Annotated in this window: 15 protein-coding genes and 1 pseudogene; 4 read left to right on the top strand and 12 right to left on the bottom strand. The window is 67.1% G+C overall.

Going from position 1 to position 22940, the window contains the following annotated elements:
* Positions 1 to 217 precede the first annotated feature (217 nt).
* The 5 genes and pseudogenes from phnK to phnG all read right to left on the bottom strand — a co-directional run bounded on the left by phnK (position 218) and on the right by phnG (position 4320).
* Positions 218 to 1024 carry a phosphonate C-P lyase system protein PhnK gene (gene phnK, locus AE618_RS15310; RefSeq protein WP_054209940.1) on the bottom strand — a complete coding sequence of 269 codons (807 nt, stop codon included), beginning with the start codon at positions 1022 to 1024 and terminating at the stop codon, positions 218 to 220.
* A 170-nt stretch (positions 1025 to 1194) separates the two neighbouring features.
* Positions 1195 to 2085, bottom strand: a pseudogene (locus tag AE618_RS15305) (alpha-D-ribose 1-methylphosphonate 5-phosphate C-P-lyase PhnJ); the annotation flags it as partial.
* Complete coding sequence (locus tag AE618_RS15300) at positions 2082 to 3257, bottom strand: carbon-phosphorus lyase complex subunit PhnI (RefSeq protein WP_054209939.1); 1176 nt, start codon at positions 3255 to 3257, stop codon at positions 2082 to 2084. The pseudogene AE618_RS15305 and the gene AE618_RS15300, both read right to left, overlap by 4 nt.
* Positions 3257 to 3859, bottom strand: coding sequence for a phosphonate C-P lyase system protein PhnH (gene phnH, locus AE618_RS15295; RefSeq protein WP_054209938.1), 603 nt, complete (start codon positions 3857 to 3859; stop codon positions 3257 to 3259). Before phnH ends, AE618_RS15300 begins: the two co-directional genes overlap by 1 nt.
* Positions 3859 to 4320, bottom strand: a complete 462-nt coding sequence (gene phnG, locus AE618_RS15290; RefSeq protein ID WP_156330295.1) for a phosphonate C-P lyase system protein PhnG — start codon at positions 4318 to 4320, stop codon at positions 3859 to 3861. The genes phnH and phnG overlap by 1 nt, the downstream gene beginning before the upstream one ends.
* Positions 4321 to 4408: 88 nt before the next feature.
* Between phnG and phnF the strand changes: the two genes are divergently transcribed.
* Positions 4409 to 5158 carry a phosphonate metabolism transcriptional regulator PhnF gene (gene phnF / locus AE618_RS15285; RefSeq protein WP_054209936.1) on the top strand — a complete coding sequence of 250 codons (750 nt, stop codon included), beginning with the start codon at positions 4409 to 4411 and terminating at the stop codon, positions 5156 to 5158.
* A 106-nt stretch (positions 5159 to 5264) separates the two neighbouring features.
* On the top strand, positions 5265 to 6344 hold the full coding sequence (locus AE618_RS15280) for an alpha/beta fold hydrolase (protein WP_054209935.1): 1080 nt from the start codon (positions 5265 to 5267) through the stop codon (positions 6342 to 6344).
* A 21-nt stretch (positions 6345 to 6365) separates the two neighbouring features.
* On the opposite strand, the gene phnE (AE618_RS15275) is transcribed toward AE618_RS15280, so the two are convergent.
* From phnE (AE618_RS15275) to AE618_RS15255, 5 genes are all read right to left on the bottom strand, one after another.
* Positions 6366 to 7220, bottom strand: a complete 855-nt coding sequence (gene phnE / locus AE618_RS15275; RefSeq protein WP_054209934.1) for a phosphonate ABC transporter, permease protein PhnE — start codon at positions 7218 to 7220, stop codon at positions 6366 to 6368.
* The gene (gene phnE, locus AE618_RS15270) at positions 7217 to 8098 is read right to left on the bottom strand and encodes a phosphonate ABC transporter, permease protein PhnE (RefSeq protein ID WP_054209933.1); all 882 of its coding nucleotides are present in this window, start codon (positions 8096 to 8098) and stop codon (positions 7217 to 7219) included. The genes phnE (AE618_RS15275) and phnE (AE618_RS15270) overlap by 4 nt, the downstream gene beginning before the upstream one ends.
* 214 nt (positions 8099 to 8312) lie before the next feature.
* The gene (phnD, locus tag AE618_RS15265) at positions 8313 to 9230 is read right to left on the bottom strand and encodes a phosphonate ABC transporter substrate-binding protein (protein WP_054209932.1); all 918 of its coding nucleotides are present in this window, start codon (positions 9228 to 9230) and stop codon (positions 8313 to 8315) included.
* Positions 9231 to 9308: 78 nt separating this feature from the next.
* Complete coding sequence (gene phnC, locus AE618_RS15260) at positions 9309 to 10127, bottom strand: phosphonate ABC transporter ATP-binding protein (protein WP_054210092.1); 819 nt, start codon at positions 10125 to 10127, stop codon at positions 9309 to 9311.
* A 171-nt stretch (positions 10128 to 10298) separates the two neighbouring features.
* On the bottom strand, positions 10299 to 11000 hold the full coding sequence (locus AE618_RS15255; RefSeq protein WP_054209931.1) for a TetR/AcrR family transcriptional regulator: 702 nt from the start codon (positions 10998 to 11000) through the stop codon (positions 10299 to 10301).
* Positions 11001 to 11065: 65 nt separating this feature from the next.
* Here AE618_RS15255 and AE618_RS15250 point away from each other — a divergent pair, with 65 nt between their 5' ends.
* Together AE618_RS15250 and AE618_RS15245 are read left to right on the top strand one after the other, a co-directional pair.
* The gene (locus AE618_RS15250) at positions 11066 to 12181 is read left to right on the top strand and encodes an efflux RND transporter periplasmic adaptor subunit (protein ID WP_054209930.1); all 1116 of its coding nucleotides are present in this window, start codon (positions 11066 to 11068) and stop codon (positions 12179 to 12181) included.
* On the top strand, positions 12178 to 15267 hold the full coding sequence (locus tag AE618_RS15245) for an efflux RND transporter permease subunit (protein WP_054209929.1): 3090 nt from the start codon (positions 12178 to 12180) through the stop codon (positions 15265 to 15267). Before AE618_RS15250 ends, AE618_RS15245 begins: the two co-directional genes overlap by 4 nt.
* A 126-nt stretch (positions 15268 to 15393) precedes the next feature.
* On the opposite strand, the gene pbpC is transcribed toward AE618_RS15245, so the two are convergent.
* Positions 15394 to 17484: a penicillin-binding protein 1C gene (gene pbpC, locus AE618_RS15240; protein WP_156330294.1), complete on the bottom strand. Its 2091-nt coding sequence runs from the start codon at positions 17482 to 17484 to the stop codon at positions 15394 to 15396.
* A 110-nt stretch (positions 17485 to 17594) separates the two neighbouring features.
* A complete protein-coding gene (locus tag AE618_RS15235) occupies positions 17595 to 22850 on the bottom strand; it encodes an alpha-2-macroglobulin family protein (protein ID WP_054209927.1) in 5256 nt (1751 codons plus the stop codon).
* Positions 22851 to 22940 lie beyond the last annotated feature (90 nt).

The raw sequence follows: 22940 nt of genomic DNA, 5'->3' as shown, positions 1-22940 counted from the left end.
CGCGGTGACGCGGGTGTGACGGAAGGCGGTGGCGCGGCGGCCTGTCCAGCTTCGAGCGGTAGCGCGGCCGCTGCCAGATTTTGGATCTGGGCTGCCGCCTGCCCGAGAACCAGGCGCTCCACCTCATGCCCAGCCCTCTTGCTGGCATCACCCGTTCCGCTGATCGCGGATGCGGCGGCGCCGGAAAAGCCCGACCAGGGCGGGTGGACGAAGCCGCTCATACGCTGAGCACCGCCGAGGTCAGCAGTTGCGTATAGGCGTGGTGGGGGTCGTCGAGGACCTGGTCGGTCAGACCCTGCTCGATGACATGGCCGTCCTTCATCACCATCAAACGGTCGGTGAGGAGGCGTGCCACCGCAAGGTCGTGCGTGACGATGATCGCGGCAAGGCCGAGATCGCGCACCAGCACGCGCAGCAGGTCGAGCAGCTTGGCCTGGACCGAGACGTCGAGCCCGCCGGTCGGCTCGTCCATGAAGACCAGGCGCGGCTCGGACACCAGCACGCGCGCGATCTGCAGGCGCTGCTGCATGCCGCCCGAGAACTGGCGCGGCCGGTCGTCGATGCGGGTGCCGGAGATCTCGACCCGCGACAACCAATCGAGCGCGCGCTCCCGGATCTGCCCGTAATGCCGGTCACCGCGATCCATCAGCCGCTCGCCGACATTGCCGCCGGCCGAGACATCCATGCGCAGACCGTCGCGCGGGTTCTGGTGGACGATGCCCCAGGCGGTGCGCATCAGCTTGCGGCGCTCCTGCTCGGGCACGGAGTAGATGTCGAGCGGGGTATCGAGACCGCGGAACAGAACCTCGCCCGCATCGGGCCTGTCGATGCCGGCGAGGCAACGCAGCAGCGTCGACTTGCCGGAGCCGGATTCGCCGACGACGCCGAGCACCTCGCCCGGCCAGAGGTCGAAGGAGACGTCCTTGCAGCCGATGCGCTCGCCATAGAAGCGCGAGACGCCGGCGACGGAGAGCAGCGGGGCGGGGTCGAGGGCAGTGTCGGGGAAGGTGGCGTGGAGGGTCATGAGTCAGCTCCCGTTTCCACCTTCGCATCGTCATCCCGGGCAGAGCGAAGCGGAGACCCGGGATCCATGCCTGAGCCTTGGCCGGCTGGGTTCCGGAATGGATCCCGGGTCTCCCTGCGGTCGCCCGGGATGACGGTGGAGGATGAAGGATCGACGAGCCCATTCGCCGTGGCATCGCCCAGCATGGTGCCGCGATGACCCTCAGCCCGCCTCGTCTCGCAATGATGGCTGTCGGAGCAGACGAACATGCGCGAGCCCTGGTCGTCGATCACCACCTCGTCGAGATAGGAGTCGGTTGCGGCGCAGAGCGCGCAGGGCTCCTTCCAGCTCTGGATGCGGAAGGGGTGGTCCTCGAAATCGAGGCTGCGGACGGATGTGTGCGGCGGCAGCGCATAGATGCGCTTCTCGCGGCCGGCCCCGAAGAGCTGGAGGGCCGGCGACATGTGCATCTTCGGGTTGTCGAATTTCGGGATGGGCGAGGGCGCCATGATGTAGCGGCCGTTGATCATGACGGGATAGTCATACGTCGTCGTCACCTCGCCGAAGCGGGCGATGTTCTCGTAGAGCTTGACCTGCATCAGCCCGTATTCGGCCCAGGCGTGCATCTTGCGCGTCTCGGCCTCGCGCGGCTCGAGCTTGCGTAGCGGTTCCGGCTGCGGGACCTGGTAGACCATGATCTGGCCTGCGGTCAGGGGCGCCTCGGGGATGCGGTGGCGGGTCTGGATGATCGTCGCAGCTTCCGTCGCCTCGGTGGTGCGGGCTTGCGCCGTCTTCTCGAAGAAGCGGCGGATCGAGACGGCGTTGGTGGTGTCGTCGGCGCCCTGGTCGATGACCTTCAGCGTATCTGCCGGGCCGATGATCGCGGCGGTGACCTGAATGCCGCCGGTGCCCCAGCCGCGCGCCAGCGGCATCTCGCGCGAGCCGAACGGCACCTGATAGCCGGGCACAGCGACGGCCTTGAGCAAGGCGCGGCGGATCATCCGCTTGGTCTGCTCGTCGAGATAGGCGTAGTTGTAGGCGGGAACCGCCTCGTCGGCCGGCAGAGTCTGATGGGCGTTCATTCTGCTGCCTCCGGCAGAGCTTCGTTTTCGCCGGCAAGGCGCTGTTCGCGCTCGTGGCGAATGCGGCGGATCAGTTCGAGCTCGCCCTGGAAATCGACATAGTGCGGCAGCTTGAGATGCTCGACGAAGCCGGCTGCCTCGACATTGTCGGAGTGGTAAAGGACGAACTCGTCCTGCTGGGCGGGATACTCCGCCGCCTCGCCGAATTCGCGGCATTTCAGCGCCCGGTCGACCAGCGACATCGACATCGCCTTGCGCTCGCTATGGCCAAAAGAGAGCCCGTAGCCGCGGGTGAACTGCGGCGCGACGTCCTTTGAGCCGGCAAACTGATTGACCATCTGGCATTCGGTCAGGGTGATCTCCCCGAGATCGACCGCGAAGCCGAGTTCCTCGGGGATGAATTCGACGCTGACTTCGCCGACGCGGATCTCGCCGACGAAGGGATGGTTGCCGCCGAAGCCGCGCTGCACGGAATAGCCGAGCCCGAGCAGGAAACCCTCGTCGCCGCGCGCCATCGCCTGCAAACGGACATCGCGATCGGCCGGAAAGGAGACCGGCTCGCGGGTGAGGTCGAAGGGGCGCGGGTCGCCCTCGGGCGGGACTTCGGGCTCCATCAGGCCCTCGGCGCCGAGAATGTCGGGCACGCGCGGCATGTGGGCGTCGAGGGAAGCCACGTCATGCTCGGGCTTGACCCGAGCATCTCCTGCCGCGGTTGCGCCCTCTCGTCCCGAGATGGTCGGGTCAAGCCCGACCATGACGCCCTCGTTGTCCATCAGCGCGAAATCGAACAGCCGGTGGGTGTAGTCATAGGTCGGGCCGAGCACCTGCCCGCCGGGCAGATCCTTGTAGGTCGCAGACACCCGGCGGCGGATCGCCATCCGCGCGGTGTCGACGGGCTCCGACGAGCCGAAGCGTGGAAGCGTCGTGCGGTAGGCGCGCATCAGGAAGGCGGCTTCGATGACGTCGCCCTGCGCCTGTTTCAGCGCCAGCGCGGCGAGATCGGCGTCGTAGAGCGAGCCTTCGTTCATGACGCGGGCACAGGAGAGGCCCTGCTGTTCGCGGATCTGCGCCACCGAGATTTCGGGCACGGCCGCGTCGCCGCGCCGCGCCTGCGCGACCAGATCATGCGTGGCGAGGATTGCGGCCTCGCCGCCCTTGACCGCGACATACATCAGGCGAACTCCACAATGCGGGTCGAACGCGGGAGGCCGAGGACGGCGTCCGCGTGGCTGAGCAGGAGATCGATGCCGAGCGGATAGGCTTCGTTGTTGGCGGCGACCTCGGCCCAGAAGCCGGGGCGAAGGCCGGACGGCGCGATCACGCGGGTTGTGGCGATGCCCGGCCCCGTCAGCGTCACGGCCTCGCCGCCCTTGAGCGCCGCGCACTGCACGATGAGCGTCGTCGAGCGGTCGGGAAACTGGTCGCTGCCGGCGTCGAACGCCGCCAGCGCTGGTTCCGGCGCTGTGCCATCGATCACGGCGAAGGCGGCCTGGGCGGGATCGGAGACCAGCGCCGCGCCGCAATGGAACCGCAGCCAGGCGCCGGCGGCGCCGTCACGCAGCGTAGGGGGCAGCCAGATTGGCGTCTCGTAATCGGCGAGCGTCAGCAGGGCGGTCGCCGTCGCAGCCTGCAGGCCCTCAGGCGGGATGATCGCGCCCGGGAGGACATGGCGCGTGCCAGGTTCGGCGAGGGCGGCCAGAAGCGCGCGGAAGGCGCCTTGCGACTGGAAGACGGGGTCGGAGAAGCCCGGTCCGATCAGCGTTTCCGTCGTCATCACGCGCCCCTGACCAGAGTGAAGAAATCGACCTTTGTCGCGGCCGCCTTGCGCGAGGCGAGATCGCGTGCCGCGCTTTGGCGCTCCGCGAGAGCGTCGACGGCGCGATGCAGCGCGGCGCCCGGCGCCGCCCTTTGAAGCCTTGCGTCGAGGATGGCGGCGAGGCGCGCCTTGCGACCGTCGCGGCCGAGCGCATAGGAGAAGCCCATCGCGCCGTCGTCGAGCCTGATGATGCAGCGGGTCACGGTCGCCTCGCCGAGATTGAAGCGGCGTCCGGCGCCGCCGGCGCGGCCCTCGACCATGACGGTGCCGGTCTCCGGCGCCTTGAGGATGTCGTGGCGCGGGACGTCCGTGCCGACGAGTTGCGCGATCTCGGCGCGCGAGGCGCGGGAGAGCACGGCCATCCAGCGCTGCCTTGGTGTTGCTTCGCTTCGCGTTTTGTCCGCGGTGTGCGCCGTCATCGTCATCCGCCGTCTGGTCGTTTTCTAATGTCTAGACTATAATAGGCCTGTCACGGTGAAAGGTCTATACATTTTGCATGAAACTTTGATGACTGCGGATGAGGCCCCGGCCGATGCAGGCACCGCCTGGCGCCGGATCGCGGACGAACTCGCGGGCGCGATCGGCAAGGGCGACTATGCCGCTGGCGACACGCTGCCGGCTGCGACCGCGCTGGCGGAACGCTATGGCGTCCATCGACACACCGTGCGGCAGGCGTTCCGGCATCTTGCCGAGCAGGGGCTGGTGACGGTCTCGCGCGGACGCGGCACGCAGGTCAGTGCCAGGCGCGTGCCCTATCCGCTCGGCCGTCGCGTCAGCATGCGCGCCAATCTCGGCCGGATCGGCATCGTCGGGTCGAGCACGGTCCTGTCGGGCGAACAGATCATCGGCGAGCCCGAGACCTGCGAGGTGCTCGGGCTCGATCAGGGGGCGGCGTTGTGGCGGCTCGAGGGCCTCAGCCTCGCCGACGGCACGCCGATGGGCACCGGAACGCATTGGCTGTCAGTGGCGCGGTTCCCCGCCTTCGATGCTGCCTACCGCGGGGCCGACGGGTCTATAACGGCGGCGCTGAAGGCCTGTGGCATCACCGATTATGTCCGCCTCTCGACACGCCTGACCGCCAGGCTCGCCAGCGAGCGCGAGGCAGAGCTGCTGCGGATCGAGCTTGGCGCTCCGGTGATGGTGTCGGTTGCGGTGGATGCCCTGCCGGACCTGACCCCGATCCACCTCGTCAGCAGTGTCTTTGCCGGCGAGCGCATGGAGATGGTGGTCGAGCCCTTCAACGAGGAGGCCCGCTAACTCATAATGTCGGCGCCGCTTGTGCCGGCACGGGTTCGGAGCGATGCTTCGGGTGGGAACACGCGACATCAAGATCGCGCGGAAACCGATCCGAGGAGTAATCGTCATGAATCCTGTCATCGGGCTGCTGCGCGCGGCCGTCCTCATTGCATCGTGCGGCATTGCGGGGCTGGCGCTGGCGGCGGATTATCCCGCGCCCAAGCGCGGCGTCTGGGTCGCCAAGGATTTCCGCTTCAGCACCGGCGATACGTTTCCGGAGCTGAAGCTGGGCTATGCCACGGTTGGAGAGCCGACGGGCGAGCCCGTCGTGATCCTGCATGGCACGGCCGGCTCGGCCGCGAGCATGCTGTCGCCGATCTTTGCCGGAGAGCTGTTCGGAGCAGGCCAGCCGCTCGATGCCAGCAAATACTACATCATCATCCCCGACGCGCTCGGTGCGGGGGCGTCATCGAAACCGTCCGATGGGATGAGGGCAAAGTTTCCCCGCTATAATTACGAAGACATGGTCAAGGCCCAGTACAGGCTGGTGAGCGAGGGCCTCGGCATCCGCCATGTCCGTCTCGTGCTCGGCAATTCGATGGGCGGCATGCAGACCTGGATGTGGGGCGTGACATACCCCGATTTCATGGATGCCCTGGTGCCGATGGCATCGCAGCCGACCGACATGTCCAGCCGTAACTGGATGATGCGGCGGATGATCATTGATGCCGTTCGCAATGATCCGGAGTGGAAGGGCGGAGATTATACGGTCCAGCCGCCAGCGCTCCGGATCGCCAATGTGTTCTTCGGCATCGCCACCAGCGGCGGCACGCTCGCCTTCCAGCAGATGGCGCCGACGCGCGAGGCCGCCGACAAGCTGCTCGACGAACGGCTGAAGGCGGCGTTCAACGCGGACGCGAACGACTTCCTCTACCAGTGGGATGCGTCGCGCGACTACAATCCTGCGCCGAAGCTCGACGCGATCAAGGCGCCGGTGCTGGCGATCAACTCCGCCGATGACGAGCGCAACCCGCCCGAGACCGGCATTATGGAGCGCGAGCTGAAGCGCCTCGGCAGCGCGCGGCTACTGCTGATCCCGGCCAGCGCCGATACGCGCGGCCACGGCACGACGGGGCTCGCCAGGTTCTGGGCGAAGGATATGGGTGCCTGGCTCACGAACGTGCCGAAGCGGCCGGCGGGCAACTGACCGGGATAGGTCGCCAGCGGTTCAGACGGCCCGCTTGCCGATGATGGCGAAGCGCAGCTTGGCGGAGAGGAAGTCGATCGCGGTTACCGCCGCCAGGATCAGCAGGATCAGGAAGGAAACCTGCTGCCATTCCAGCGTGCGGATGGTCTCGGCGAGGTAAAGGCCGATGCCACCGGCGCCGACGATGCCGATGATGGTCGAGGAGCGGGTGTTGGACTCGATATAGTACAGCACCTGGCTCGCGATCACCGGCAGCACCTGCGGGATCAGGCCGAAGCGGATCTCGTGCAGCTTGCCGCCGCCGAGCGATGTGACGCCCTCGACCGGCTTGCGATCCGCGGATTCGATCGCCTCCGAATAGAGCTTGCCGAAGGCGCCGAGATCGCTGGTCATGATCGCGAGCATGCCGGCGAAGGGGCCGAGACCGACGACGTTGATCCAGATCAGCGCCCAGATCAGCGCATCGACGCCACGCACCGTGTCGAGCGAGCGGCGTGCGAAGAAATGAACGATTTTGTTGGCGACCACGTTGCGGGCGGCGATGAAGCCGAGCGGGAAAGCAAGGATCGCGGCCAGGATCGTCCCGAGGAAGGCGATCGCGATCGTCTCGAAGAGGGCCTTCACGAAGATGATGGCGCGGGCCAGCGAACCCGGATCGGGCGGCAGCATCAGCACGACGAAGGTGCCGAGATTGCCGAAGCCCGATAGGATGCGCCAGATCGATACGTCGAATGTGCTGACGCCATAGACGAACAGGCCGAGCATGCCTGCGACGACAGCGATGGTGGTCAGCTTCGTCTTCAGCGAGCCGTCGATGGCGGCCTGGTGGCGGCTGACGAGCGCGGCCTGATCGACGGGGGAGAGGGCGAGGCTCACTTGCCGTGCTCCAGGCTGATGAGGGAATGGCGCAGCCGCTCGGTGCCGTAATCAATCAGCATCACGGCGGCGATGATCAGAAGCAGGATGGCGCTGACATCGGTGAAGTAGAATTTGCGGATGGCCTCGATCAGGTCCTGGCCGATGCCGCCGGCGCCGACGAAGCCCATGATCGAGGCGCCCCGCACGTTGATCTCGAAGCGCAGCAGCGTGTAGCTGGCGAAGTTGGAGAGCACCTGCGGCACCACCGCGAAGCGGATCACCTGCCACCAGCCCGCGCCGGTCGCGGTCAGGCCGTCGACCGGCTTCATGTCGATGTTCTCGACGACTTCCGAAAACAGCTTCCCCATGGCGCCGGTGGTATGGATGGCGATGGCCAGAACGCCGGGCAGGGGGCCGAGGCCGAAGGCGATCACGAAGATCAGGGCGAAAACGATTTCGGGAACCGTGCGGCAGAATTCGAGGTAGCGCTTGGTAACGAAGCGCAGCCAGCCGGAGCGGCCGAGATTGGCGGCGGCAACGAAGCAGAGCAGAAAGCCGCCGACCGCGCCGAGGATGGTGCCGGTATAGGCGATCAGGATGGTCTGCCAGAGCAGCTTGAGCCAGCCCTTCCAGCCCCAGAACCACTCGGCCATGTCGGCACCGAAGCTGTTCCAGCGCAGCACGGGCACGGTCTCGAGAATGTATTTCGGGAAGCGCCAGGCGTTCGCGATGAACTTGCCGGGATCGACCTCGGAGCCGAGCGCCGCGAGCCAGATCAGCACCGCGAGGATGGCCGCGCCGATCAGCGCCTGGCGACGCTTGGCCGCCATGGCGGCGGCATAGGTCGCGGCATGGGCGCGAATGGCGGGGTCGTCGCGGTCGATCGCGAGGGTCATGAAGGGCGCTTCCGTTGCCGATGGGGCGCGGGGAACCCTCTCCCGTAGGGAGAGGGCAGGGTGAGGGGGCGGCCGTTGGACACCGTGGCTGTGACCTGACCGCAGCCGCCGTTGGGTTTTCGCCTTGCTGGTCCAGGGGCCTACACCTCACCCCTGCCCCTCTCCTTACAGGAGAGGGGTTCCCCGCGCGGCGTCCGTCAAGCGAGGGGAGAGCTTACGACGACTTCTTCTTGCGGAGCGCGTCGACGAACTTGTTCAGTTCGATGATCGGGTCGTAGGCCTTGTTGTCGACGGCAACGAGCGGGCCCTGCTTGCCTTCATAGATCTTGTCGAAGGCGACCTTGTCCTTGGTGGCGAGGTTCAGGACGCTGTCGCGGATCTTGGCCTTGAGATCGGTCGGCATGTCGGAGAGATAGGCCATCGGCGAGTTCACGATCTGCTCGGACTTGTAGATGATCCGGAAATCTTCCGGCTTCACCATGTTCTTGCGGCCCATGCGCAGAAGGTTGGATTCCTGCTCGTCATTCCACCAGTTGGCGGCGACGTCGACGGTGCCCTGGCCGAGCGCGATGATGGCGTTCTCGTGGCTGCCGGTGTAGACGACCTTGCTGAAATAGGTCTCGGGCTCGATCTTCATGCCGTCGAGCGCGAAGCGCGGGACGTTGTTGCCCGAGGTCGAGTTCGGATCGACGAGGCCGAGGTTCTTGCCCTTCAGGTCTTCGATCTTCTGATAGGGCGAGTCCTTCTTTACGTAGAAGACCGAGTAATAGCCCTTGGTGCCGTCAAGGTTGGTCTCGATCGCGAAGGCGTCGATCTTGGCGCCGGTCATCAGCGCGCGGGCGAATGAGGAGGGTCCGTACATGCCGACATGGATGTTGCCGGCGCGCTGGCCCTCGATCACGGCGGCGTAGTCGTTGGCAACGCGCAGTGTGACCTTGGTGCCGAGTTCCTTCGACAGGTAGTTGACGAAGGGGGTGTAGCGTTCGACCACGCCCGAGGCGTTCTCGGCGGGCACGATACCGAACACGATTTCGGGGTACTTCGCCTTCCAGTCCTGCGCGAAAGCGGGGGCCGCGAGCGAGGCGGCGAGGGCCGCGGTGGCAAGCGTCAGGGTATGACGACGGGTCAGCATGGTATGCTCCTGGTGTTGCAATGGTCTTCGTTTGGAAGGTCTGGGTGGTGTCGAATGCCCCGGCGAGCCGGGCTGGCTTCAGGCGACGTTCTGCTTGGCGCGCTGGGCTTCCTCGCTGGCGATGGCGTCGAGCTGGTCGAGCGCCTCGGCGCCGGCATCCTTGGCTTCGATGCCGTAGAGCTTGGCCGCGATTTCGCTGGTGAGCTGGTGGGGCGGGCCGTCGAAGACGACCTTGCCGCCGGCCATGCCGATCAGGCGGTCGCAGTATTTCGATGCGATATCGAGGTGATGCAGGTTCGAGACGACCGTGATCCCGTCCTCGCGATTGATCCGGAACAGGGCATCCATCACGACCTGCGTGTTGCGCGGGTCGAGCGAGGCGATCGGCTCGTCGGCGAGGATGATCTGCGGCTCCTGCACCAGGGCGCGGGCGATCGCGACGCGCTGCTGCTGCCCGCCCGAGAGCGTCTCGGCCCGTTGCGCCAACAGATGGCCCATGTCGAGCCGCTCGAGGGCGGCGATGGCGCGGATCTTGTCGTCTCGGGAAAAGCTCTTGACCAGCGTCAGTGCTGTGGAACGATGGTTCAGCCGACCGAGCAGGACATTGGTGAGAACGTCGAGGCGGCCGACAAGGTTGAACTGCTGGAAGATCATCGCCGTGTCGCGACGCCAGCCCCGCAGCGCCGCGCCCTTGAGTGCCGTGACGTCGCGCTCGCCGGAGATGATGCGGCCTTCGCTGGGATCGGCAAGGCGGTTGAGCATGCGCAGCAAGGTTGATTTGCCGGCTCCGGACCGGCCGATGATGCCGACCATCTCGCCCTTGGGAATGGAGAGCGTGACATTGTCGACGGCGGCGTTTCCGCCGAAGCGCTTGGTCAGGCCTTCGATGCGCAGCATGACGGCTTTCTCGGTTGCGGCACGAGCATGAATTTGGCCCGAGGCAGCGGCTGCCGTCGGGTTCATGCTTCCTGATGCGAGAGAGCTAGCCAGCGCAGATGACAGGCCCGTGACAGGTCATCCCTGAGGGGCGGGCCGGTCGCTGATGGCCGTGTCCCGGCCAGCGATTGGTCAGGCAGGCGTGTGCTGGGTTCCGGCGCCGCGCAGAAGCAGGTCGACGCAGGCCTCGACATAGGCGCTGCGGCCGGCCGCGGTTGCCGGCTCGATGCTCAGCAGGCCGCGCACCTGGTGAAAACCGCGCAACATGCCGATGAACTGCTCGGCGAGAATACGGGCCTTGTCCTCGCTCAGGGGGGTTGCCAGGCTATCACCGATTTGTGAACGCTGCATCAAGAGCGTGGACAGGTCATGAATCATCCGCATGGCCCCCGCCTCATAGGCGACACGGCCCAGATCCGGAAAGCGCGCGGCGGCGCTCATGACGAGCCGGTGCAGGTCGAGAGAGGCCGGGTGCAGCATCATCGCTAGCGTATCCTCTCCCAGCCGGGTCAGCGTGCTGCGAAGATCGCCTTCCGCTGCGGATTTACGCAGCGGAATCGTCAGTCTTTCAGTGAGCTCCGTGCAGATCGCCCGGAACAACCCTTCCTTGTCTGAGAAATGGCTGTAGATGGTCTGCTTGGAGACGCTGGCGCGCTGGGCGATCTGGTCGAGACTGACCCGTTCGAAGCCGTCCGCCAGAAACATTTCCGAGGCGGCCTTGGTGATCGCGCTATGCTTGCTCGGACGCACCTTGTCGGACGGCAAGCGTCTTGCATCCGTCACCGATGTCGCGGATTTTCTTTCCGCGGCCGTGAGTGCCATGTTGTCGCCCATCGAGCCCCTTATCAAACTGGACCGTCCAGTCTAAGATACCAAGCAACTCCGGAGCGTCCAGTTCTATGAAGCGGTTTGTCTATCTGCTCCTGATCATCGGCTTGGCGGGCGGTGGTTATTACGGCTATCGCCATTTCAAGGCTGGAACTCCGGCGGCTCAGACGGCTGCTGCCCCCGCGCGCGCTTCCAGCGTGCCTGTGGAGGTTGCCAAAATCGAGCGGGCAACCGTCAACGAGGAGGTCGAGGCACTCGGCACCCTGGCCGCCGATGAGTCCGTCGTGATCGCTCCCGAGATCGCCGGCCGCGTCATCGCGTTGGGTTTCAAGGAAGGCGAGCGCGTCGAGAAGGGTCAATCCCTCGTCAAGCTCGACACCGCGATCCTCGATGCCGAGCTGAAGCAATTGCAGGCCGATCTCGGCCTGGCGAAGGATACCTTCGAGCGCAACCGTTCGCTCAACCAGCGCGGCGTCGGCACCCAGGTTGCCTATGACGAGGCGACCGCCAAGCTCGCTTCCGCCGAGGCGCGTGTCCAGTTGTCCCAGGCCAAGCTCGCCCAATCGGCGCTGATGGCGCCGTTCAGTGGTGTCGTCGGGCTGCGCTCGGTCAGCGTCGGCGACTATGTCGCGGTCGGCAAGCAACTGATCACGCTGACCAATATCGATCCGATCAAGGTCGATTTCCGCGTGCCGGAAATCTTCCTGTCCCAGGTGAAGCTCGGCCAGTCGATCAGCCTCAAGGTGGACGCGGTTCCGGGCCAGGATTTCCAGGGCAAGATCTTTGCCGTCGATCCGGTGGTCGATGTCAACGGCCGCGCGATCAAGCTGCGCGCAACGGTGCCCAATGCCGACCTGGTGTTGAAGCCGGGTCTCTTCGCCCGCGTGACCATCGTGGTCGACCGCCGCGAGAATGCGATGCTGATCCCTGAATCGGCCGTCGTTCCCGATGGCGTCGGCAAGATCGTCTACGTCGTCGAGAACGGCAAGGCGAAGCGGGTTGCCGTCGTGCTCGGCAAGCGCCTGCCGGGGAAGGTCGAGATCGTCAAAGGGCTGACGCCGCAGATGATGGTGGTCAGTTCCGGCCAGATGCGCCTGCGTGAAGGCTCGACCGTCTCGATCAAGAACGCCCAGCCGCCCGTGCAGACGAGCGCCCTGCCGGGCTCGGCATCGAGCGCCCAACAATGAGCCTGTTCGAGCTCTTCGTTCGCCGACCCGTCCTGTCGACGGTGCTGAGCCTGCTCGTCCTGCTGATCGGCGCGGTGTCGTATACGCGGCTGACGGTGCGCGAATACCCGAATATCGACGAGCCGATCGTCTCGGTGCGGACGGACTATACCGGCGCCAGCGCGGAGATCATCGAGACCCAGGTCACCCAGGTCCTCGAGAATTCGATCGCCGGCATCGAAGGCATCGAGATCATTTCGTCGACCAGCCGCCAGGAACGCAGCTTCATCTCCGTCCGCTTCCGGCCGGATGTCGATCCCGATGTCGCGGCGTCCGACGTGCGCGACCGGGTCAGCCGTGTACGCGGCCGCATGCCGACGGAGATCGAAGAGCCGATCATCGCCAAGGTCGAGGCGGACGCGCAGCCGATCCTGTTCCTCTCGCTGATCAGCAAGCGCCACAACCCGCTTGAACTGACCGATTTCGCCGACCGCTTCATCACAGACCGCGTGCAGAACATCACCGGCGTCGCCGAGGTGCAGATCCGTGGCGAGCGGCGCTACGCGATGCGGATCTGGCTCGATCGCGCCCGCATGTCGGCCTACAACATCACGGTTCAAGAGATCGAGGCGGCGGTTCGCGCCCAGAACGTCGAGATTCCATCCGGCCGCATCGAGAGCAACAACCGCGAATTTACGGTCCTCTCGCAAACCGGGCTGACGAGGCCGGAGCAGTTCCAGCAGATCGTCGTCAAGGATGTTACCGGCTTTCCCGTCAAGCTGCGCGACATTGCCAAAGTCGAACTCGGTGCGCTGGCGGAGCGCAATGCCGCCTGGTTCTCGGGCAACCCCTCGGTCACGATCGGTATCGTCAAGCAGGCGACAGCCAACCCGCTCGACGTGTCGAACGGCATCCGCGCGGCACTGCCCGACATCATCGAGGACCTGCCCGATGGCATGACAATCGCGACCTCCTACGACAGCTCCGTCTTCATCGACCGCTCGATCCAGGCGGTCTACAGCACGATCCTCGAAGCCGTGGGGCTGGTCGTCCTGATCATCTTCATCTTCCTGCGCTCGGTGCGCGCGACGCTGATCCCGCTGGTCACGATTCCAGTTTCGCTCGTCGGTTCGTTCGCGCTGATGTATGCGCTGGGCTTCACCGTCAATACGCTGACGCTGCTCTCCATGGTGCTGGCGATCGGCCTCGTCGTCGACGATGCCATCGTCGTTCTCGAGAATGTCCACCGTCATATCGAGGACGGAATGGAGGCCAACGCAGCGGCGATCAAGGGCATCAACGAGATCGCCTTCGCCGTCATTGCGATGACGCTGACGCTGGTCGCGGTCTATGCGCCTATGGCCTTCTCGACCGGCCGCACCGGCAAGCTCTTCATCGAGTTCGCGCTGACGCTCGCCGGCGCGGTGCTGGTCTCGGGCTTCGTCGCGCTCACCCTGACACCGATGATGTGCGCCAAGCTGCTCAAGCACGAGAGCTCCCATGGCTGGGTCTACAATCTCTTCGAGAGCGGCTTCAACGCGCTGTCGCGCGGCTATCGGGCCTCGCTGCGAGGGGCGCTGGCCGTCCGTCCGCTGATCGTTCTCCTGGCGGTCTGCGTTGCCGGCGGGAGCTACTACTTCTTCACGAGCCTGCGCTCGGAACTGGCGCCAGTCGAGGATCGCGGCAGCTTCACGGTCATCGGCGTCGCGCCGGAAGGGGCGACCATGGGTTTCACCTCCGAATATGCGCGGCGGGCCGAGGAATTCTTCAAGAAATACCCGGATGTCCAGACCAATCTCGTCATCGTCGGCTTTCCGGACGTGACGCGCGCCATCGCCTTCGCGCGGCTGAAGCCGTGGGAGGAGCGTGACACCAAGCAGCAGGCGATGGTGACCGACATCAACCGCAACCTGTCGCAGATCCCGGGCATCCGGATGTTCGCCACCAACCCGCCCTCGCTCGGGCAGGGCGGCGCCAACAGCAAGCCTGTCGAGTTCGTGCTGCGCTCGTCGGAGCCCTATGCGCAGATCAAGGACTATGTCGACGCGGTGCTGGCGGAGGTCGCCGGTTCGCCCGTGTTGACCAATGTCGAGTCGAACCTGATCCTCGACAAGCCGCAGATCAAAGTCTCTATCGATCGGCAGCGCGCCGCCGATCTCGGCGTCGGTGTCGATGTGATCGGTCGGACCATGGAGACGCTGCTCGGTGGCCGGCAGGTCACGCGCTTCAACATGAACGGCGAACAGTATGACGTCGTCATCCAGGTCGGCGGAGAGGATCGCAATACGCCGCAGGCCTTGCAGTCGATCTATCTGATGGGGCGCAGCGGCGCGATCGTGCAGCTCTCAAGCGTGGTCCAGATCGAGGAAACCGTGGCGCCCAAGGAGCTGATCCGCTTCAACCAGCTCCGTTCCGCGACGATTACGGCCGTCCCGGGGGCGGGCTATTCGCTCGGCGACGCACTGGCGGTGCTCGATCAGGCTGCGGCCAAGGTGCTGCCGAAAGCGGTGCAGATCGACTATTCCGGCCAGAGCCGCGAGTTCAAGCAGTCGGGCGCCTCGATCGCGATCGTGTTCCTGCTGGCGCTGGGCTTCATCTACCTGGTGCTGGCGGCGCAGTTCGAAAGCTTCATCGATCCGGTCGTGATCATGGTCTCGGTGCCGCTCTCGCTGACGGGCGCGCTGGCAGCGCTGTACTTCACCGGCGGCACGATGAACGTCTACAGCCAGATCGGTCTGATCACGCTGGTCGGCTTGATTACCAAGCACGGCATCCTGATCCTGGAGTTCACCAACCAGCTCCGGGAAGAGGGCAAGGAGATGATCGATGCGCTGGTCGAGGCGGCTGAGCTTCGCCTGCGGCCGATCCTGATGACGACGGGCGCGATGGTGCTCGGCGCCGTGCCGCTGGCGCTCGCCCATGGTGCGGGCGCCGAAAGCCGCTCGCAGATCGGCTGGGTCATCGTCGGCGGCATGAGCTTCGGGACGCTGCTGACCCTCTACGTGGTGCCGGTCGCCTACTCCTATCTCGCCAGCAAGAAGCGCTTGGTGCATGGACATGCGGTGCATGGCAGTGATCACGCGGCGCATCCGCAGCCGGCGGAGTAAGCGCTCGGCGTCATTCTCGGGCGAAGCGAAGCGCAGACCCGAGAATCTCGGACCACGCCGGCTGCATCGACCGAGTTGGGACGCGTCCCGAGATGCTCGGGTCAAGCCCGAGCATGACGCGCAGTTTCACTGCAGCCTGACCGAGACGCTTTCGCTGGCGCCGCTGCCGTCGATCACCGAGATCCGCATGAAGCCTTTGCCCGGCGGCTGCCAGGCGGCTTCACGCCGCCGCGTCGGCGCGAGGACCGGTGCCCCATCCACCAGCCAGGTGTAGGGCGCGACGCCGCCCGCGACCTTGAGGTTGAGCTGGACCTGACCCTCCGCAGCTGAGGCGGCGAGATCGATCGTGGCCCCTTCGGGCGGGAAGGCCAGTTTGAGTGTCGGTGTGGCCATCGCGGACACGGTCTTGGGCACATCCTGGCGCAGGTGGCGCAGCGGCGGGGGCAGATGCGCCGATGTCGCGACCATGGCGTCGGGTGGCTGCGGGAAGGCACGCGGATCGAGCCCGAGGCGGGCGAAGGCATCGAACAGGATTGGCGCGGCGACGGTGCGCCCGACCAGCCCGGGCACGGCGCCGTTATCGGCCCGGCCTACCCAGACTCCGATCGTATGCTTGCGGTCGAAGCCGACGGCCCAGGCATCGCGATAGCCGTAGGAGGTCCCGGTCTTGTAGGCGATGCGGCCGGGCATGGCGTTGAGCGGGGGCGGCGCGCCGAGCAGCGTATCGGCGACATACCAGGCCGCGACGGGCTCGACGAGACGGGGGGCGGGGGAAGCCCCGGCATCGGCCCGCAACCTCAGTTCCGGCACCTCGCCGCCACGCGCCAGCCCGACATAGAGCCGCGTCAGATCCTGCAGCGTGATCCCCAGTCCGCCGAGCCCGACCGCCAGCCCCGGTGCGCCGCCCTCCCTGGGCATGGCGATGGCGACGCCGGCATCGCGCAGGCGCGACAGGAAGCGCTGCGGCCCAAGCGCCGAGAGCAGTTCCACCGCCGGGACGTTCAGCGACAACTGCAGCGCCTTGCGCGCCGAGACCATGCCCTGGAAGGTCATGTCGAAATTTTCGGGCACGTAGATGCCGTAGCGCGCCGGCCGGTCCTCCAGCATGGTCTCGGGGTGGGCGATGCCATTGTCGAAGGCCAGCGCGTAGATGAAGGGCTTGAGCGCCGAGCCTGGCGAGCGCAAGGCGCGGGTCAAGTCCAGTGAGCCGGCGCGCTCCGCTGCAAAGTAGTCGACGCCGCCGACCGAAGCGCGGACCTCGCCGGTCTCGTTGTCGACGGCGAGGATGGCGATCGAGACCTGGGGCGCGAGACCCAGGCTGCGCTCGCGGGCAAGGCTTTCGAGCCCGGCCTGCAGGCGGGCATCGAGGCTGAGGCGATGCCGGCGCGTTGCGGGCGCCTCCGCGACGACCTGCTCGGCGACATGCGGTGCGAGGTTCGGGAAAGGCTTGCGCGCGCTCGGCAGCGGCTCGTCGCGTGCGGCTGCGACCTCGAAGGCCGTAGCGAGCCCGGCCTGTTCGACCCGGGCGAGCACGCGTTCGCGCGCCTTGCGGGCGGACTCTCCAAAACGATCTGGCCGGCGCGTCTCCGGCGATTGCGGCAGCGCGACGAGCAGCGCCGCCTCCGCGGTCGAGAGGCGCTTGGGCTCCTTGCCGAAATAGGCGAAGCTCGCGGCGCGCACACCTTCGAGATTGCCGCCGAAGGGGGCCAGCGTCAGGTAGAGGCCGAGAATCTGCGGCTTGGTGAAGCGGCGTTCGAGCTCGACGGCGCGCACCGCCTGCCGCAGCTTGGCGGCCAGGCTTCGCTCCTCGCGCGGTTCGAGCAGGCGGGCGACCTGCATGGTCAGCGTCGAGCCGCCGGAAACGATGCGGCCGTTCAGCAGAATCTGGCCGGCGGCGCGGAAGAGGCCGAGCGGATCGATGCCGGGATGGCTGTCGAAGCGTTTGTCCTCGAAGGCTTTGAGCATGGCGAGGTAGCGCGGATCGACATCATCGACACCGACCGGGAGCTTCCAGCGCCCATCGGCGGTCAGGAAGGGGCGCAGCAGCTTTCCCTCGCGGTCGAGCACGACGGTCGAGCGGTCGGTCGCGGCGGCGAGGTCGAGCGGGGGGAGGGTGGCGGCGTAGTGGAGGAGGGCGGCCGCTGTGGCGAGAACGAACAGGGCGCAGGATGCCGCGGCGATCTTCAATGTGCGGAAGCCTTGTCGCCGCGCCGTCATGCTCGGGCTTGACCCGAGCATCTCAGGCAGGGAGGTCGCTCCATCCTGCGAGAGATTCTCGGGTCGAAGCCCTGCTTCACCCGAGAATGACGATGTGGTGATGGGCTCCATTACCGAGCCGAGGCGATATCGACAGTCCCGAACGCCGTCCGCCCGAACCGGTCAGGCCGGTACATGTCCTCGATCACGGCGGCCGGCGCGACATAGCTGCCCGGCGACACGGCGCGCGCGATATAGGCCACCGTATAGACGAGCTTTGCGCTGGTGCCGCCGAGCCGTTCGAAGGCCGCCACATAGCGGTCGTCGCGCGCCTCGGTGTGGACCGGGGAAACCTCCTGCTTCAGCCAGTCGAGCCCCGCGACAGAGGCGCCCTCGGTGAGGTTGGCGTTCTCGATCTCCAGCCCGGCGGGAACGGGATCGACCAGCAGCAGCCGGCCATAGCGGCTCGCAGCTTCCGTCACCGTCAGCGCCACGACATAGCGCTCGTTCTGGCGTAGGCGGGCGGGGTCGGCCCGCTCGCCCTTCATCGTGTAGATCACCCGCTCCAGCCCGAAGCCCTGGTTGAGGGCGGGTTCGGGGCTCGTCGGAATGCCCGAAACGGTGATGACGGCCTGTGCGGTCGCGGCGCCGGGATTGGCCACGGTCAGCGATTTCGCTTCCAGCGCCTCCGCCGAGATCGTGCGGTAGAGCGGACCCTTGCGCTCGGCGCCATCGACGGTCAGCGACATGCCCTCGGCGTCCTTGGCCATGGCCTGGGCCGCCAGCACCATCCACATCTGCTCCTGCGTCGAGGTGTAGCGCGAAGCGTTGCGGGCACTGTCGAGGATGCCGGCGGCGCGTGTGATGTCGGCGCGCTCGCCTGAGGATTCGGCGATGAGGGCGAGGACTGCCGCACCGTCGCGCAGGCGGGTGCCGTAGTCGGGCCGGGAGAGGCCGTCGTCGCGGGCGTCCTGCAGGCTGGCGAGCGCGCTGGTGAAGGCCGCGCGTCCGCGCCCGCGATCGCCCAGTGCCGACAGCGCCGCGCCGATCTGGGCGCGGGCGAGCGGGGTGGCGAAATCCGCGAGCTTGTTGTCGGCGAGATAGCGCAGATCACCCATCACCGGCCGGCCGTTGCGGGCCAGCACATAGAGCGCATAGGCGATGCCGGCCGCCTCCTCCTTGACGATCTCGCCGGTGTTGACGACCTGGTTGCGCAGGCGGTCGAGTGCGAGGTTAAAGGCGGTCTGCGGCACCGGAAACTGGCGCTCGCGGGCCCGCGTCAGGAAATCGGCGGTGAAGGCGTCGAGCCAGAGATCGTCGCCGCCGACGCCCCAGAGACCGAAGGAGCCGTTGGCCCCCTGGCGGGCCAGCACCCGTTCGATCGCGTTCTGCACGCGCTCGTCGGCATTGGCGTCAAGCGCGAGGTTCTCCAGGCTCGCGAGCTTGTTGACGGCGAGCAGCGGCAAGGCGCGGCTGACGGTCTGCTCGGTGCAGCCATAGGGATAGCGGTCGAGCGCCTTGAGCAAGGCGGGTACGTCGAGCGCGGCGAGCGGCGAGACCGACACCGAGACCTGGCCGGAATTGGGCACGAGATCGGCCATCAGATCGGACGAGACGGTGATTGCGCCGCCATTGCCCGGGATGGGACGCACGATCCGGCGGGCGATCGTGTTGGCGGAAGGCTGCACGCGCACGGCGAGATTCTGGACCGTTCCGACGCCGCCCGGCCCGGTGATGCGGACGTCGAACTCGGCGCGGCCGAGCCCGGCGGCGGTGACGGGGATCGTCATCTGCGATTTGGCGCCTGCCGCGAGTTGGATCGTGCGGCGGGTCGCGTCGGCTGCCACCAGCACCGGCCCGCGCACATCGAGATCGACGACATAGGCACCGGCCGGTCCCTCGACATTGTCGATGGCGAGGTGGAAGCGCGACTGGTCGCCAATCGCGAGGAAGCGCGGCAGCGTCGCTTGCGCGACCACTTGGTCGCGCACGATGACCTCAGTGCTGGCCTGGCCGGTGCGTCCGGCCGACCAGGCGACCGCCATGACGCGCAGCGCGCCGTTGAAGGCCGGCAGGTCGAACTCGATCCTGGCCATGCCGTCGGCTTCGACCTTGACCACGCCCGAATAGCGGGCGACGGGCTCCTGCGTCGGCTTCTCGCCTTCCAGCGCGGGCGAGATGTCGCCGCCGGTGCGGATCGCGCCGCGCACGCCCTGCATGCCGTCGATCAGATAGCCATAGAGGTCGCGCAGCTCATGGCCGATCTGGCGCTGGCCGAAGAAGAACTTGCTCGGGTCGGGGCTTTCGAAGCGGGTCAGGTTGAGGATGCCGACATCGACGGCCGCGACCGTGATGAAGGCGTCCTCGCCGGCGCGCGCGCCGGTGACCTTGACCGGCAGGGAGAGCTTCGAGAGTGGGCGCACCAGATTGGGAGCGCCGAGATCGAGCGCCAGCGTGCGGTTCTCCTTGCCGATCGCAAACCAGGACAAGCCGATGGCGCGGCCCGGTAGGCGCTGGGCTGCGGTGTCCATCGGCCTGTGCGCGAGCACGACGAGATAGGCGCCTGCGCCCCATTCGGCCTTGACCGGGATGCTGGCGGTGGTGCCGCCGGGCGCGATGTCGATGGTGCGGATATCAGCGACGCGGTCGCTGATCACGGCCAGCGTCGCCTTGCCGGCGAAGCGCGGGGCGAGCCGCACCTGCAGGCTCTCGCCATCGGCGTAAGATGCCTTGTCGAGGGCGACGTCGAGCACATCGGGCGTATCGGCGGTCTTGTCCGCCTCGTAGCCGACGCTGAAGGATACCGAGGTCTCGGTCGAATCAGGGCCGTCGGCGGCGACATCGAGGCGGTAATTGCCCCATGCGACCTGCGCGGCGATGCGGGCCACTGCGGCCTCCGTCACTGCCACCTCGCCATCGGCGACGCGGCGGGTCGATTTCACGCCCTCGAAGTTCCAGCGGCCGTCCTGGAAGAACCACTGGTAGTTGCGGGTGACCTTGGACAGGGTCCATTTGACCCCGGGTCGTGCGAGGCGCCGGCCGTCGCCATTGGCCATGATGACGTCGAAGGTCGCGGTCTGGCCGTTGCCGACCTCGCCATCCTTGAACGCCTTGCGCACGCCGATGGCGGCGCCCTTGGGCACAATCGGCAGGGTCACGGAGCGCGCGATGGCGCGCCCGCCGGGCTCGCCGACGCGGATGGTGAACTCCGCTTCGAGCGGCCGGTTGGTCTCGGGCTGCGCGACCGGGTTGGTCACCGTGACCTTGCCAGCGGCGTCGGTGGTGGTGCTCTCCTCGAAGTCCGACTGGACCGGCTGGAACTCCTCGTCGGTCAGGCCGACCTGATAACCGGCAAAGCCCGGAATCGCCGATTGGCCGGCGGCGCGGATCGTCATCGAGCCGTTGACGTCGAGCGCCGAGCCCGGCGCCCCGTAGAGATAGCGCGCGGTGACTCCGATCTCGGCCGGCTCGCCGGCCTGGAGGACGGGCGCCTTGGGCGCCAGCGTCAGTTCGAGACGCTCGGGGACATAATCCTCGACGAGGAAGGAGACCTCGCCGATGGCCGGGCCCTTGGGGTCGGCATAGGCCTGGACCCGCCAGGTGCCGGTCGCGGCCCCCGACAGGAGCTGGATCGAATGGGCACGTCCGCCGGCGCCCTGGTCCTCGACCTGGCGGCGGCGGTATTCGACGCCGTCGGGGCGCTTGACCGAGAGCGTCAGCGGCAGGCCCGTGACGGCGGCGCCGCGCGCATCGCGCAGCAGGGCGGTGAGGTAGACGGTCTCGCCGGAGCGGTAGACGCCGCGCTCGGTGTAGAGGAAGGCGTCGAGCCCGGCGGGCGCGACGCGCCCCTTGACGCCGCGATCGGAGAGATCGAACGCCGTCTGCTTGAGGTCGAGGAAGCCGTAATCCTCGGAGAGCGAGGCGGTGACGAGACCAGGCGCATTGCCGCCCTGGCCCTTGGCGAGGCCGGCATCGAAGCGGGCATAGCCATTGGCATCGGAGCGGACGGTCGCCAGCACCTCGTTGTTGCGGGCGAGAAGGCGCAGCTCGGCATTGGCGACGGGGGCCGCATTGGCGAGCGAGCGCACCAGCACATGCACGCCGTCGGGGCCGGAGAAGGAGGTCAGGCCAAGATCGGAGACGACGAACCACTGCGTCGCGCGGGTCGTGCCGTCGCCGTAGTCGCCATCGCCGTCTCCATCTGAGACGGGCGCGACAGCATTGCCGCCGGCCGGCTTGGCGAACATCACATAGATTCCGGGCTTCAGGGCGCCGACCGCCTCGACCACAGGGAAGGCAGTGACGACGTCCTTGTTGAGCTCGGATTTGACCTCCATCGAGCCGGTCCAGACGCTTTGGCCCTTGTCGGAGGCGATCTGCCTGGACTGATAGGCGCCGAGCTGGCCGAGGAAGTCCTCGGAATGGACCGAGTTGATCAGGTTGCGGTCGCCGATGCGCATGACATCGAGGTCGAGCCGGCCGGTGTTGACCGAGACCACCGGCACGCCCTGCTGGCCGGTGCGCGGCAGGACGTAGTTCTTGCCGGTGAAGCGGACGGACGGCGTGCGGTCGCGGACATAGACCTCGTAGTCCGCCGATTTCAGCAGCTTTTCGTCAGGGATCGCCGAGGGCACGCCCTGGCGGATGACGAAGCCGTAGCGTTCGCCATGGCGCAGGCCGTCGACGCAGATCTGCTTGTCTTCGGCCGAGACCGCGAAGTCGCCTTTGCCGCCTGAGATCGCGACGTAAGGCGCGAAATCGACGCGGCCGCGCGCCAGCGGTTCGGAAAACTCGAAGCAGGCGCGGGGCGAGGCGGCGTCGGCATCGACCTTGTTGGAGGTCAGACGGAAGCCGCGCTGCTCGCGCAGGCCTTCATAGGCGGTGCGCAGCGAGGCGTTGTCGACGAGGTCGAGGCTGAGCCGATAGGTCGTCAGCGCCGGACGCCAGAGCTCGTTCTTCTCGAATATGCGCGCGAGCACGCCGAGCGATGCGGCCTCGTCGTTGCGGCCGATGGCGCGCTGATAGGCGAGATAGGCGGCGCTGATGGCGCGCTCGCGCAACTCCCAGCGCTCGCGATAGTCGCGCGGCTCGATCGCGTTGGCAGCGCGCGCCATCAGGCGCCAGCCGGCGGCGCCGGCGGGGTCGGCGACGACGGCGGCATTGGCCTGGGGCAAAGCGGCGCGGGCATCGCCGCGGGCCAGCGCCGCCTCGCCGGCGCGCACGGCGTCGGCTGCGGGGCGTGTGCTCGAAACCTCGCGCTTGAGCCGCTCCTCCAGCCGCTGCCCGTCGGCTGCGAGATCGTTGCGGACATAGGCCTTCTGGGCCAGGGCCGGATGGGCGGCGAGGGTGAGGCCGAGGAGGAGCGCAAGACGGGCGAGCAGGGTCATCGTCGTTCCTCTGGGTCCGGTCCGCCTCTGCGTCGGGTCCGTCGACGGCGTCGGTGGACAAACGCTTCAGCCCATCGCGGGGTGAGACCG

The sequence above is a fragment of the Allobosea vaviloviae genome (genome assembly GCF_001298265.1).
Classification (GTDB): Bacteria; Pseudomonadota; Alphaproteobacteria; order Rhizobiales; family Beijerinckiaceae; genus Allobosea; species Allobosea vaviloviae_B.
Note: the sequence above shows the minus strand (reverse complement) of the source record. Positions and strands in the feature narration are given on the sequence as shown.

Bases quoted from the DNA above. Each gene is read 5' to 3' on its own strand.
- phnK (WP_054209940.1), bottom strand. From the start codon at position 1,024: ATGACCCTCCACGCCACCTTCCCCGACACTGCCCTCGACCCCGCCCCG.
- AE618_RS15300 (WP_054209939.1), bottom strand. From the start codon at position 3,257: ATGTATGTCGCGGTCAAGGGCGGCGAGGCCGCAATCCTCGCCACGCAT.
- phnH (WP_054209938.1), bottom strand. From the start codon at position 3,859: ATGACGACGGAAACGCTGATCGGACCGGGCTTCTCCGACCCCGTCTTC.
- phnG (WP_156330295.1), bottom strand. From the start codon at position 4,320: ATGACGGCGCACACCGCGGACAAAACGCGAAGCGAAGCAACACCAAGG.
- phnF (WP_054209936.1), top strand. From the start codon at position 4,409: ATGACTGCGGATGAGGCCCCGGCCGATGCAGGCACCGCCTGGCGCCGG.
- AE618_RS15280 (WP_054209935.1), top strand. From the start codon at position 5,265: ATGAATCCTGTCATCGGGCTGCTGCGCGCGGCCGTCCTCATTGCATCG.
- phnE (WP_054209933.1), bottom strand. From the start codon at position 8,098: ATGACCCTCGCGATCGACCGCGACGACCCCGCCATTCGCGCCCATGCC.
- phnD (WP_054209932.1), bottom strand. From the start codon at position 9,230: ATGCTGACCCGTCGTCATACCCTGACGCTTGCCACCGCGGCCCTCGCC.
- phnC (WP_054210092.1), bottom strand. From the start codon at position 10,127: ATGCTGCGCATCGAAGGCCTGACCAAGCGCTTCGGCGGAAACGCCGCC.
- AE618_RS15255 (WP_054209931.1), bottom strand. From the start codon at position 11,000: ATGGGCGACAACATGGCACTCACGGCCGCGGAAAGAAAATCCGCGACA.
- AE618_RS15250 (WP_054209930.1), top strand. From the start codon at position 11,066: ATGAAGCGGTTTGTCTATCTGCTCCTGATCATCGGCTTGGCGGGCGGT.
- AE618_RS15245 (WP_054209929.1), top strand. From the start codon at position 12,178: ATGAGCCTGTTCGAGCTCTTCGTTCGCCGACCCGTCCTGTCGACGGTG.
- pbpC (WP_156330294.1), bottom strand. From the start codon at position 17,484: ATGACGGCGCGGCGACAAGGCTTCCGCACATTGAAGATCGCCGCGGCA.
- AE618_RS15235 (WP_054209927.1), bottom strand. From the start codon at position 22,850: ATGACCCTGCTCGCCCGTCTTGCGCTCCTCCTCGGCCTCACCCTCGCC.